General features: G+C 74.7%; 12 protein-coding genes. 7 read left to right on the top strand and 5 right to left on the bottom strand.

Going from position 1 to position 12,325, the window contains the following annotated elements:
- Window positions 1–988 (bottom strand): serine/threonine-protein kinase (locus ACFVVA_RS29805; RefSeq protein WP_387693877.1); only part of this gene is annotated, 988 nt, incomplete at its 3' end.
- Window positions 989–1,017: 29 nt separating this feature from the next.
- Window positions 1,018–1,797 carry a serine/threonine protein kinase gene (locus ACFVVA_RS29800; RefSeq protein ID WP_387693879.1) on the bottom strand — a complete coding sequence of 260 codons (780 nt, stop codon included), beginning with the start codon at window positions 1,795–1,797 and terminating at the stop codon, window positions 1,018–1,020.
- Window positions 1,798–2,105: 308 nt separating this feature from the next.
- Between ACFVVA_RS29800 and ACFVVA_RS29795 the strand changes: the two genes are divergently transcribed.
- Entirely contained in the window at window positions 2,106–2,513 is a 408-nt protein-coding gene (locus tag ACFVVA_RS29795; protein WP_387693876.1) for a hypothetical protein, read from the top strand.
- A 288-nt stretch (window positions 2,514–2,801) separates the two neighbouring features.
- Window positions 2,802–3,584, top strand: a complete 783-nt coding sequence (gene nagB / locus ACFVVA_RS29790; protein WP_359899350.1) for a glucosamine-6-phosphate deaminase — start codon at window positions 2,802–2,804, stop codon at window positions 3,582–3,584.
- Between the two features lie 109 nt (window positions 3,585–3,693).
- On the opposite strand, the gene ACFVVA_RS29785 is transcribed toward nagB, so the two are convergent.
- The 3 genes from ACFVVA_RS29785 to ACFVVA_RS29775 form a co-directional block, all read right to left on the bottom strand.
- Window positions 3,694–4,824 carry an aminotransferase class I/II-fold pyridoxal phosphate-dependent enzyme gene (locus ACFVVA_RS29785; protein ID WP_387693875.1) on the bottom strand — a complete coding sequence of 377 codons (1,131 nt, stop codon included), beginning with the start codon at window positions 4,822–4,824 and terminating at the stop codon, window positions 3,694–3,696.
- Window positions 4,821–5,477, bottom strand: a complete 657-nt coding sequence (locus ACFVVA_RS29780; protein ID WP_387693874.1) for a transcriptional regulator — start codon at window positions 5,475–5,477, stop codon at window positions 4,821–4,823. Before ACFVVA_RS29780 ends, ACFVVA_RS29785 begins: the two co-directional genes overlap by 4 nt.
- Before the next feature lie 108 nt (window positions 5,478–5,585).
- On the bottom strand, window positions 5,586–7,196 hold the full coding sequence (locus ACFVVA_RS29775) for a beta-propeller fold lactonase family protein (protein ID WP_387693873.1): 1,611 nt from the start codon (window positions 7,194–7,196) through the stop codon (window positions 5,586–5,588).
- A 313-nt stretch (window positions 7,197–7,509) separates the two neighbouring features.
- Here ACFVVA_RS29775 and ACFVVA_RS29770 point away from each other — a divergent pair, with 313 nt between their 5' ends.
- The 5 genes from ACFVVA_RS29770 (at window position 7,510) to ACFVVA_RS29750 (ending at window position 12,324) form a co-directional block, all read left to right on the top strand.
- On the top strand, window positions 7,510–7,971 hold the full coding sequence (locus ACFVVA_RS29770) for an RrF2 family transcriptional regulator (RefSeq protein WP_387693872.1): 462 nt from the start codon (window positions 7,510–7,512) through the stop codon (window positions 7,969–7,971).
- 73 nt (window positions 7,972–8,044) lie between these two features.
- Window positions 8,045–9,226: a globin domain-containing protein gene (locus tag ACFVVA_RS29765; protein ID WP_387693871.1), complete on the top strand. Its 1,182-nt coding sequence runs from the start codon at window positions 8,045–8,047 to the stop codon at window positions 9,224–9,226.
- Between the two features lie 193 nt (window positions 9,227–9,419).
- A complete protein-coding gene (locus tag ACFVVA_RS29760) occupies window positions 9,420–10,184 on the top strand; it encodes a (Fe-S)-binding protein (RefSeq protein WP_387693870.1) in 765 nt (254 codons plus the stop codon).
- On the top strand, window positions 10,181–11,626 hold the full coding sequence (locus ACFVVA_RS29755; protein WP_387693869.1) for a lactate utilization protein B: 1,446 nt from the start codon (window positions 10,181–10,183) through the stop codon (window positions 11,624–11,626). The genes ACFVVA_RS29760 and ACFVVA_RS29755 overlap by 4 nt, the downstream gene beginning before the upstream one ends.
- Window positions 11,623–12,324 (top strand): lactate utilization protein C, encoded by a 702-nt coding sequence (locus ACFVVA_RS29750; protein WP_387693868.1) that lies wholly within the window; start codon window positions 11,623–11,625, stop codon window positions 12,322–12,324. The genes ACFVVA_RS29755 and ACFVVA_RS29750 overlap by 4 nt, the downstream gene beginning before the upstream one ends.
- The last annotated feature ends 1 nt before the right edge of the window (window position 12,325 follow it).

Below are 12,325 nucleotides of genomic sequence, written 5' to 3'. Positions count from 1 at the left end.
GGACGGCGGCGCGGCGGCGCCGGCCCGGCGGGGCGGCGGCCCGGGCGACCAGCAGGGCCAGCCCGGTCCGGGTCCGCTCCTCCCGCCCGGGGGCGAGGCAGGCGGTGACCACGGGCCGCCAGCGCGCCGGCAGCGCCTCGTCCAGCCGCAGCGGCGCGGCGCCCCGCGCGTACGCCTGGGCGGCCAGCGAGCGGGCCCGGGCGGTCGCGCCGAGGAAGGGGTGCAGGCCGCCGGTGAGCAGCTGGTGGGCGATCACGCCGAAGGCCCAGACGTCGGCGCTGGGGCGCACGGCGACGCCGCGGGCGCCGGTGCGCTCGGACCACCACTCGGGCGGGACGTGGTCGGGCGAGCCGAGCGGAGGGGCGTAGGCGTGGGTGCCCTCCAGCTCGGCGGTGAGGCCGAAGTCGGCGATCTTGGCGGTGCCGTCGGGCATCAGCAGGACATTGGCCGGTTTCAGGTCCCCGTGCACCCAGCCGGCCCGGTGCATGTGGGTCAGCCCGGCGCAGACCTCGGTCAGGATGCGTTCGGCGCCGGGCACCGCCGTACCGGGGCGGGCCTCGGCCAGCAGGTCCTGGAGGCTGCGGGCGGCGCGTTCCATCACCAGGGCGACGGCGCCGTCGAGCGCCGGGTGGTCCGGGTCCTCGACGGTGGCCACGGCGAAGGTGCGGATCAGGTGGGGATGGTCGGCGCGGCGGCTGAAGCGCTGCTCGCTGCGGGCCATCCGGGCCACGGTCCGGCGCTGGCCGGGGCTGAACCGGGCCGCGCCGAGGATCTTGACGGCGGCCGGGCCGCCGTCGGGGCCCTCGGCGGCGTGCACGCTGCCCCAGGCGCCCGCGCCGAGGAAGGCGCCGAGGCGGTAGCCGGCGATCGGGTAGCCCGCCGGGACGGCGAACGGCGGGCCACCGGGCGCGGTCCCGCCGCCGGGCGGCTCGGACTCCGGCCCGGGCGGGGCGGCGGACGGGTCAGCGGTCCCGCCCCCGGGCGTCACGGGCTCCGGCCCGGGCGGGGCACCGGGCGTCACGGCCGGGCGGCCGGGCGCCGGGGCGGGAGCAGTGCGAGGTGCTCCTCCCGGACGAGGTCGAACCTCAGCGCCAGCGCCACCAGTTCCTCGCGCTTTCCGCCGCCGGGGCCCTCCTCGTACGGCTCGCGCAGCCGCAGCTTGGTCGCCACCAGGTAGTCGATGTGGTAGTTGACCGCCGAGCGGCTCAGTCCGCGGCAGCCGGGCAGGGCGCGCAGCCGGGCGAGCACCTCGGTCACCCCGGGGACGGCCGCGGCGGAGGGCGAGCGCAGTCTGGGCTCGCAGAGCGCGAGCAGGACCAGGAAGTACTTGGCGGTCGGGTCCAGGGCGAACGGGCTGACGGTGCGCTCGCCCTCGGCACCGGTGGGCCGGCCGGCGAGGTAGGCGTGCTGCGGGGCGAAGACCTTGAAGGCGGCGGGCCCGCCGAGGGCGGGCAGCAGCACCCGGGAGAGTTCGAACGGGACGGGCGCGCCGATCCGGCCGGGCGCGACCTTGACGTGCTCCCCCGCGCCCTCCAGGTTCTCCACCACGTAGGTGGCCGAGGTGCTGAAGTTGGACAGCCGCCAGTAGTCCTCGGCCGCGACCACCTCTCCCGCCCGGCGGGAGACGCCCTGGTCGGGCAGCGGGATGGGGACCGGCCGGCCGGGCTCCCCGCGCCCGAACACCGCGGTCTCGCCCGGGCCCATCCGCAGCAGGCCGGGGGTTTCACCGGGTGCCACCTCGGGCCCCGGGCCGGGAAGTTGCACGATGACCGTGTCGACGCGGCACCTCCGTGGGATCGGGCCGATGGTATCCGTCCGATTCGCCCCGGGGGCAACCCGCCACCCGGACGGGTGAGCGGAGCACCGGGGCACCGCCAACCCCGCCGGGCCGTGCGCGGGTTGCCGACGTCACCCGCCGTTTCCCGATGAACTGATCGTCCGTCAGGACTGGAGTTGTCCGTGTGCTGAACGGGTGGCGAATGGTTGCAGGATGTAGTTGAACCGTCACCATGAGTGTGACGCAACGCACACACGCCGAGTTCACAATGTGTGCAAGACTCATCTCAAGGAGTGAGATTCCCTTAATTTCCAAGGAGGTTCGCATCATGCGCGCTCGGATCGCAGCTGTGGTCATGGCGGCGGCAGGGATAGCCGGCCTGTCGGCGGCCCCGGCCACAGCGGCCACGGCGACGTCCGGCACCGACGGCGCGGCCTGCGCCGCGGTGCTCAACCGGCCCTGCGTCTCGCACCAGGCCGACGGCGAGGGCATCGTGGGCGTCGCCCGGGTCAGCGCCGACCGGGGCCAGTTGACGCTGGTTCGGGTCGAGATCCGCACCCAGGCCGCCTGGGGCAGCCCGTGGAAGACGGTCGCCACCGCGACCACCGTGCGGTTCGGCTCCGCCGAGGCGGTCACCCCGCGGGTGACCGCCACCGGCCCCCGCGTGATCTGCGCGACCGCCGGCCCCGCGCTGGACGTCGCCCAGCAGGTCACCACCTGTACCAACCCGTTCTGACCGCGGGGCCGCCGAGGCGCCGCACCCGCCCGCCCCACGCCGTCCGTACGACCGGGCAGCCGTCCGGACGACCGGTGAGCGGGAAGCCGTAGAGGACACGAACGCCGGGCCGGCCGTCGGGACATCCCCCGACGGCCGGCCCCGGCCGTTCCCACCTGGCAGAACGGGCAGGGGCGGAAGATCGCCCGCCAGTCGGACCCGGGTGGACCTGGGGCACCCCTTCACGGCAAACTGGTCTAGACCTCGGAGGTCTAGACCTCAGACTCGCCTCAGAACGGTGGACCCAGTATGGAAATCGTGATCGTCCCTGACGCCCGTGCGGCCGGCGACCTCATCGCCGCGGCGATCACCGATCTGCTGACCGACAAGCCCGACGCCCTGCTCGGCGTGGCGACCGGCTCGACCCCGCTGCCGATCTACCAGGCCCTGGCCGAGCGGGTCCGCGACGGCCGGCTGGACGCCGCCGAGGCGCGCATCTGCCAGCTGGACGAGTACGTCGGCCTGCCCGCCGGCCACCCCGAGTCGTACCGGTCGGTGGTGCTGCGCGAGGTCGTGGAGCCGCTCGGCCTGACCGAGGACTCCTTCCTGGGCCCGGACGGCAACGCGTCCGACATCGCCGCGGCGGCCGTCGCCTACGACCGCGCGCTGGCCGAGGCCGGCGGCGTCGACCTCCAGCTGCTCGGCATCGGCACGGACGGCCACATCGGCTTCAACGAGCCCTGCTCCTCGCTCTCCTCCCGGACCCGGATCAAGACCCTCACCCGGCAGACCCGGGTGGACAACGCCCGCTTCTTCGACAGCATCGACGAGGTCCCGCACCACGTCATCACCCAGGGCATCGGCACCATCCTGGAGGCCCGCCACCTGGTGCTGCTCGCCACCGGCGAGGCCAAGGCCGAGGCCGTCGCGCTCGCCGTCGAGGGCCCGCTGTCCGCGGTCGTCCCCGCCTCGGCGCTCCAGCTGCACCCGCACGCCACCGTGGTGGTGGACGAGGCGGCCGCCTCCCGCCTCAAGCTCGCCGACTACTTCCGCGACACCTACGCGGCCAAGCCGGCCTGGCAGAAGCTCTGACCACTCCCGGGCGGCACCCCTGACGGGCCGGGGTGCCGGCCGCCGACTCCCCTCGGTGGCCGGCGCCCCGGCCGCTTCGCGTCCGCACCGGGCGCGCCCCGGGTGCGCCTCAGCGCTTGCGGAGCCAGTCGCCGAAGGCCGCCAGGCCGGGGCCCGGGTCGCGGCGGCCGAGGCCGATCCGGAAGCGGTCGGCCGGGGTCGGGGTCAGCTCCGAGCGGAAGATGCCGGCGGGCAGCAGCAGCACGCCCGCCTGTTCGACCAGGGCGGTGCAGAACTCCGCCACGTCGCCCGGGCCCCGGTAGCGCGGGTAGGCGACGCAGCCGCCGTCCGGCGCGCGCCACTCGAAGAGGTCGGCGAACTCGGCGAAGAAGGCGTCGAACCGCGGCAGGTTCTCGGCGATGATCGCGCGGTTGCGGGCCAGGATGTGCTCGCGGGCGGTGATCGCGATCCGGGCCAGCACCTCGCTCGGCGCCGAGTTGCAGATCGTGGTGTAGTGCTTGGCCCGCTCCAGGCGCGAACGCAGTTCCCGGTCCCGGCAGGCGATCCAGCCGATCCGCAGGCCGGGCAGGCCGAGCGACTTGGAGGTGACGTTGAGCGACAGGGCCCGCTCGGAGAGGTCGGCGGCCTGCGGCAGGGCGCGGGCCGGGTCGTGCTCCAGGCCGCGGTAGACCTCGTCCGAGAAGAGCCGGATGCCGCGCTCGTCGCAGAGCTCGGCCAGCCGGACGAAGTCGGCGGCGTCGATCACCTTGCCGGTCGGGTTGTTCGGGAAGTTGACCGACAGCACCCTGGTGTTGGGGCGCAGCGCCGCCTCGACCGCGTCCAGGTCCAGCGCCCAGTCCCGCTCCGCGTCCAGCGCGACGCCGGTGACCTCGCACAGCGAGAGCGGAACGGTCTCGGCGGACTGGTAGTTGGGGGTCAGCACCACCGCGTGGTCGCCCGGTTCGAGCAGCACCTGCATGGCGAGGTTGAGCCCCTCCTGGGCGCCGCCGAAGCAGATCACGTCGTCCTCGCCGACCTGCTCGTACATCCCGGCGACGGCGCGGCGCAGCCCGGGGTCGCCGAAGGTCTCGGTGTAGCCGAGGGCCAGGGTGTCCCAGGCCTCGCGGTCCTCGGGACCGGCCAGGGCGAGCAGTTCGGCCATCGTCATGGTCTGCGCGTCGGAGGCGGTGAGGTGGTACCGGGCGGTGAACTCCCAGCGCGAGAAGTGGGTTTCGAGCCGGAAGTCGGGGAGCTGGGTCACTGGTGGTACTCCTTGGCGGGGCCCGCCGGGTGCTGCTTGAGCTCGGCGAGCATGCTATACGCGGTGGAACGGGAGATCCGCAGCGCGGTGGCGACGACCGGGACGGCGCGCCGGACGGCGAACACCCCGGCCCGGTCGAGTTCGGTCAGGACGGCGAGCCGGTCCTCGCGGGTGAACCGCTCCAAGGGGCGACCCCGGTCGCGGACGTACCCGCCGACCACGTCGTTGATCCGCTCGGTCCAGTCGCGCTCGAAGAGCGGTTCGGGGCGCGGCGCGGTGGGGGCGGCGAAGCCGGCCAGCAGGGCGGCGGCCTGCTCCAGCGGGCCGCGGTCGAGGTTGACGCAGAGCACCGCCGTCGGCTTTCCGGTCTCGTCGCGCAGCACGGCGCTGACCGAGGAGAGCCGCCGGCCGTCGGGCAGCAGCTTCTCGTAGGGGCCGTAGACGTCGGGGGCGGAGGGGTCGATCCCGTCCAGTTCGCCGAGCAGCGAGGGGTCGCCGGGGGCCCGCGGGGTCATCGGGTTCCAGATGGCGAGGACCCGGTCGGTGGCGGTGTCGTGCAGCACCACCTCGGCGTACGGGCCGAGCAGCAGGGCCACGGCGCGGCAGACCGGGGACCAGGTCGGCACGCGTGGGTCGGGGTTTTCCGCAGACATGATCGGACTGTACGTCCGGGCCGGACACTTCGTCCAGGGCTTTCGCGCACCGGGCCCCGCCGAAGGATCTCGGCGGGGCCCGGTGCGGCTGCCCGTGTGCGGCGGGCGCTACTTGCAGGTGATCAGCAGCCCCAGGATCGCGGAGCAGCTGCGGGTGGCCCGGCTGGTGGCGGGCGACGGGTCGGCGGGCGCCCCGGCGGTGCGGGCCACGGTGACGTCCCAGCTGCGGAGCAGCGAGAACAGGCCGACCCCGACCGAGAAGTGCCGGGTGGTGCTCGCGCCCTTGGCCAGTGGCGCGGTCAGCGCGCAGCTGAGCTTCCCGGCGGCGACGGTGCAGTCGCCGGAGGTCGTGGTCAGTCCGGCGGGCAGGTCGGCGGTGACGGTGGCCGCGGCGACCGGGTCGGGGCCCTGGCCGGTGAGGGTGACGGTGTAGTCGACCCGGCTGGAGAGCAGCCCGGCCACCGGGGTCGCGGTGAGCGCGACGCCCAGGTGGGCGGCGGGGGCGGTGTAGGTGAAGCGGTCGGCGGCGACGGCCGCGCTGGTGCCGCCGGGCCCGGTGACCCGCACGTCCACCGGCCCGGTGACGGTGGTCGCGGGGGCGGTCGCGGTGCAGCTGGTCCGGGTGCAGCTGAACGAGGTCGCGGCGCCGGCCGCGCCAAAGGTCACGGCGGTGGCGCCGGCCAGGTCGGTGCCGGTGACGGTCACCGTGGTGCCGCCCGTCCCGGAGCCGCCGTTCGGGCTGATCGCGGTCACGTCCGGTACCGGCAGCGGGAAGTCCACCACGTCGACGGTGTTGCCGGTGAAGTCGGCGAGGTAGCCGTGCCGCCCGTCGGCGGTCAGGGCCAGGCTGTACGGGGCGGCGCCCACCGGGACGGTCGCGGTGACCGTCCGGCTCGCGGTGTCCACCACGCTCAGGGTGCTGTCGGCGTAGTTGGAGACGTAGGCCGCCGCGCCGTCCGGGGAGAGGGTCACGGCGTAGGGGCCGGAGCCGACCGCGACGGTGCCGAGGACCGTGCCGGCCGCGGTGTCGATCACCGCGGTGGTGCCGTCGTCGCCGTCGGCGGCCCACAGCCGGGTGCCGTCCGGGCTGAGCGCGAGCCCGAAGGCTCCGTGGCCGACCGCGACGGTGCCGCTCACCGTGCCGCTCGCGGTGTCGACCACGGTGACGGCCTTGTCCCCGGAGGCGGCGACGTACAGCCGCGCGCCGTCCGCGGAGACGGCCAGCCCGTGCGGTTCGGCGCCGACCGGCACGGTCGCGGTCACGGTGCCGGACGACGTGTCCAGCACGCTCACCGTGTTGGCGGCGGCGTTGCTCACGTAGGCCCGGGAGCCGTCCGGCGCGAGGGCGAGGCCCCAGGGCTGGGCGCCGACCGGGACGGTCGCGGTGACGGCGTTGGTCGCGGTGTCCACGACGCTGACGGTGTTGTCCAGGTGGTGCGTCAGGTAGGCCCGGTGCCCGTCGCGCGACACGGCGACGGCGTAGGAGCCGCTCCCGGCGGTGAAGGTGCCGGACACGGTGTTGGTCGCGGTGTCCAGCACGCTGACGGCGCCGCTGCTCTGGCTGGTCACGTAGGCGTGGCCGCCATCCGGCGTCAGCGCGACGCCCGCCGGGTAGGGCGCCACCGCCACGTGCGCGGCGACGGCCGGCGGCGGCGTGACGGCCTCGGCCGTCGCGGGCAGCGACAGCAGTGCGGCCGTGGTCGCGACTGTCGCGGCCACGGCCGTCCGGGCACGGAATGCGCGGGGTATGCGGGGTGCACGGGAGGCACGGGGTGTTCTCATGGATCTCTCCAGCTGCTCGGCACGTACGGGTGGTGCGGATGTGGTGGTGTTCGGAGCAGGGGGAAGCGTAGGAGCCTCTCTGACTTTCCGTCAGGGAGTGACTACTAATGTCGCCAAATGTTCAGATCCGATCGCAGCGCGGCACAGCCAGGCCCGGCATCCGCCTCCCCGGGGGCGACGTGACCACGGTCTCGGTCGGAGTCGTGCAGAAAATTGGAGTTGGAGAGTCGTATTCGGTAGCGTTCCGAACGTGAGGCTGACCAAGAGCACCGACATCGCCCTGCGGATCGCCATGCGACTGGCCGTCCTGGGCGAGGGCGACAACCCGACCACCCGCGAGGTGGCCGAGTCGGTCGGTGTGCCGTACACCCACGCGGCGAAGGTGGTCAGCCGGCTGCAGCACCTGGGGGTGGTGGAGGCCCGGCGCGGTCGCGGCGGCGGGCTGATGCTCACCTTCGCCGGGCGCACCGGCTCGATCGGACTGCTGCTGCGGGAGCTGGAGGGGGTCGGCGACGTGGTCGGCTGCGAGGACGACCCGCCGTGCCCGCTGCGGGCCGCGTGCCGGCTGCGCGGGGCGCTGCGGAACGCCCAGGAGGCGTTCTTCGCGGCGCTCGACCACCTCTCCGTCGCCGACCTGGTGGCCTCCCCCACCGGACCGGTCCTGCTCAGCCTCACCACCGGACCCCCTGACACCGCCGGACCCACCGGCTGATCAGCCCACCCGGGGCCGCGCACCTCTTTGCGGCCTTTAATGCGAATCTCAGATACCAATAAGGAGTCGTCTGATGCTGTCCGCGAAGTCCGCCGAGGTCATCGAGGCCACCCTGCCCGTCGTGGGCGCCGCCATCGGGGACATCACCCCGCGCTTCTACGACCGGATGTTCGCCGCTCACCCGGAGCTGCTGCGCGACCTCTTCAACCGGGGCAACCAGGCCAACGGCAGCCAGCGCGAGGCCCTGGCCGGCTCGATAGCCGCCTTCGCCACCGCCCTGATCGCCAACCCGGACCAGCGGCCGGACGCGATGCTCGCCCGCATCGCCCACAAGCACGTCTCCGTCGGCATCGCCGACGACCAGTACAAGATCGTCCACGAGCACCTGTTCGCCGCCATCGTGGAGGTGCTCGGCGAGGCCGTCACCCCCGAGGTCGCCGCCGCCTGGGACGAGGTCTACTGGCTGATGGCCAACGCGCTGATCGCCGTCGAGGACCGGCTGCGCGCCGAGGTCGCCGCCGGCGGCGACCCGGCCGACCTGTGGCGCCCCTACACCGTGGTCGCCCGCGTCCAGGAGACCGAGGCCGTCACCACCTACCTGGTCCGCCCGACCGACGGCCGTCCGGTGCCCGCCTTCCGCCCCGGCCAGTACGTCTCCGTGCGCACCGAACTGGCCGACGGCGCCCACCAGATCCGCCAGTACAGCCTCTCCGGCGGCGCCGACGGCGCGCTGCGCTTCAGCGTCAAGCGTGAGGACGGCGGCGAGGTCTCCGGCCACCTGCACGACCACCTGAAGGCCGGCGACCCGATCGACCTGGCGCCCCCGCTGGGCGACATCGCGCTGGCCGACGGCGACGGGCCGGTGCTGCTGGCCTCCGCCGGCATCGGCAACACCCCGATGACCGCCATGCTCGACCACCTGGCCACCACCGGCTCCACCCGGCGGATCGTCTCCGTGCACGGCGACCGCGACCAGCTGAGCCACGCCTTCCGGGCCGAGCTGGCACGGCTCACCGGCACGCTGCCGAACGCCACCTCGCACGTCTTCTACGAGCAGCCGCTCGGCGAGTGGCCGGCCGAGCGCACCGGCCTGGTGGACCTCTCCACCGTCGAGGTCCCGGCCGGCACCACCGCCTACCTGTGCGGGCCGCTCCCCTTCCTGCGCGCCGTTCGCGAGCAGCTGCTGACCGCGGGCGTCCCGGCGGCGGACATCCACTACGAGGTGTTCGGCCCGGACCTCTGGCTCGGCGCCTGAGGCCCTGAGGTCCTGAGGTCCTGACGACCCGAGGCCCCGGGGCCCGAGGTCCCGGGCCGAGGTCCCCCCGCGGCACCGGTCCGCTCGGTACGATCACGAGCGGACCGGTGCCGTTCGGCCTCCGGCGCCCTCCGCGTGTCCGCACGTCCGTACACCGGTACGTCCGGCGGGAGTTCGGCAGAAGGGAGCCCGGATGCGGGTCGCGCTGTTCGCCACCTGCGTCAACGACGCGCTGTTCCCCGCCACCGCGGTGGCCACCGTCCGGCTGCTGGAACGGCTCGGCGTGACGGTGGACTTCCCCGCCGGGCAGACCTGCTGCGGTCAGCCGCAGTACAACACCGGCTACCGCAGGGCCTGCGAGCCGCTGGTCCGGCGGACCGCGAAGGCCTTCGCCGGGTACGACCACGTGGTGACGCCCTCCGGCTCCTGCGTGGCGATGGTCCGGGACAACTACCCCCGGATCGGCGCCCGGGCCGCCGCCGAGGGCCGGGGCACCGAACTCGCCGACCTGGCCACCGGCCTGGTGCCCCGGGTGGTCGAACTGACCGAGTTCCTCACCGACGTGCTCGGCGTCGAGGACGTCGGCGCGTACTTCCCGCACACCGTGACCTACCACCCGTCCTGCCACGGCCTGCGCCTGCTCGGCCTCGGCGAGCGCCCGCGCCGGCTGCTGGGCGCCGTCGAGGGCCTGGAACTGGTCGAGCTGCCCGGGGCCGAGGAGTGCTGCGGTTTCGGCGGCACCTTCGCGGTCAAGAACGCGGCGGTCTCAGCGGCCATGGCCGAGGACAAGCTCGCCAACGCGCTCGGCACCGGCGCCCGGATCCTGTGCGGCGCCGACAACTCCTGCCTGCTGCACCTCGGCGGCACCCTGCGCCGCACCGGCGCGCCCCTGCGACCGCTGCACCTGGCGGAGATCCTGGCCAGTACCGAGGAGCACCCCTGGAGGCCGTCCGCATGAGCGCGCGCAGCGAGCGGACCGGGAGCCCGGCCGGCACCTTCCTCGGCATGCCCGCCTTCCCGCAGGCCGCCGCCGGGGCCGTACGGGACGAGCGGCTGCGCGCCAACCTCCGGCACGCCACCCGCACCATCCGGGACAAGCGGGCCCGGGCCGTCGCCGAGCTCGCCGACTGGGCGGAGCTGCGCGCCGCCGGGAAGGCGATCAAGGACCACACGCTGCGCCACCTCGACCGCTACCTGGTCGAGTTGGAGGAGACCGTCACGGCGGCCGGCGGCACCGTGCACTGGGCCGCCGACGCCGAGGAGGCCAACCGGATCGTCGCCGGGCTGGTCCGGGCCACCGGACGGACGGAGGTGGTCAAGGTCAAGTCGATGGCCACCCAGGAGATCGAGCTCAACGAAGCGCTGGCGGCCGAGGGGATCACCGCCTACGAGACCGATCTCGCCGAACTGATCGTGCAGTTGGGCGACGACCGGCCCTCGCACATCCTGGTGCCGGCGATCCACCGCAACCGGGCCGAGATCCGGGAGATCTTCGCCGACCGGATGGCCGCCTGGGGCCGCCCGGCACCCGCGGGCCTCACCGACTCCCCCGCCGAACTCGCCGAGGCCGCCCGGCTGCACCTGCGGGAGAAGTTCCTGCGCGCCGAAGTCGCCGTCTCCGGCGCCAACTTCATGGTCGCCGAGACCGGCACCCTGGTGGTGGTCGAGTCCGAGGGCAACGGCCGGATGTGCCTCACCCTGCCGCGGACCCTGATCTCCGTGGTCGGCATCGAGAAGGTGGTGCCGACCTGGCGGGACCTGGAGGTCTTCCTCCAACTGCTCCCCCGCTCCTCCACCGCCGAGCGGATGAACCCGTACACCTCGCTGTGGACCGGGACGACCGAGGGCGACGGCCCGTCCGAGTTCCACCTGGTGCTGCTGGACAACGGCCGCACCGCCGCGCTCGCCGACCCGGTCGGCCGCCAGGCGCTGCGCTGCATCCGCTGCTCGGCCTGCCTCAACGTCTGCCCGGTGTACGAGCGGGCCGGCGGGCACGCCTACGGCTCGGTCTACCCGGGGCCGATCGGTGCCGTCCTGACACCCCAACTGCGCGGCACCGCGAGCGCGGTGGACGCCTCGCTGCCGTACGCCTCCTCGCTCTGCGGGGCCTGCTACGAGGTCTGCCCGGTGGCGATCGACATCCCCGAGGTGCTGGTGCACCTGCGCGAGCGGGTGGTCGAGCAGGGCGGGCACCCGCTGGAGCGGGCGGCGATGGCGGCGGCCGGCTTCGTACTGGACCACCCGGCGGCGCTCACCGCCGCCGAGCGGCTGGCCGGGCGCACCCGCGCGCTGCACCCGCGCCGGCTGCCCGGGCCCGGGCGGGCCTGGACCGACACCCGGGACCTGCCGGAGGTGCCCGCCGAACCGTTCCGCGACTGGTGGCGGAGGAACCGCACATGACCACCCCCGACCGCACGCGACCCGACGGCCCGTCCGGCTCGCGGGAGTTGATCCTCGGCCGGATCCGGGCCGCGCTCGGCGACACCGCCGGGGTGGCCGAACAGCCGCCGCCCCGCGACTACCTGACGGCGCACGTGCCGACGGACGACCCGGCGGCGCTGCTCGACCTGCTGCACCGCAACCTGGCCGACTACCGGGCCCTGGTGCACCGCTGCCGCGAGGACGAACTGCCGCGGCTGATCGCCCGGTTGCTGGTCGAGCGGGGCAGCCGGACGGTCGTGGTGCCGGCCGGCCTGCCGCCCGGCTGGCTCGCCGCCGCCGAGGCCGAGGGGGTCGCGCTCCTCCCGGACGACGGGACGCCGACCGCCGCCCGGCTGGACACCGCGGACAGCGTGGTGACCGGCTGCGCGCTGGCCGTCGCCGAGACCGGGACGATCGTGCTGGACGCCGGCCCGGGTCAGGGCCGGCGGCTGCTCTCGCTCGTCCCCGACCACCACGTCTGCGTGGTGCGGGCGCCGGAGCAGGTCGTCGCCTCGGTGCCGCTCGCCCTGCCGCGGCTCGATCCGGTGCGCCCGCAGACCTGGATCTCGGGGCCGTCCGCCACCAGCGACATCGAACTGGACCGGGTGGAGGGGGTGCACGGGCCGCGCACCCTGGAGGTGCTGCTGGTCACGGCGGCGGAACGGGACGCCGGGTAGG

It is taken from the genome of Kitasatospora sp. NPDC058048 (assembly GCF_042885555.1).
In the GTDB taxonomy this organism is placed as follows: Bacteria; Actinomycetota; Actinomycetes; order Streptomycetales; family Streptomycetaceae; genus Kitasatospora; species Kitasatospora lactacystinica.
The sequence above is the reverse complement of the archived record's forward strand: the minus strand, read 5'-3'. Positions and strand labels throughout refer to the sequence as shown.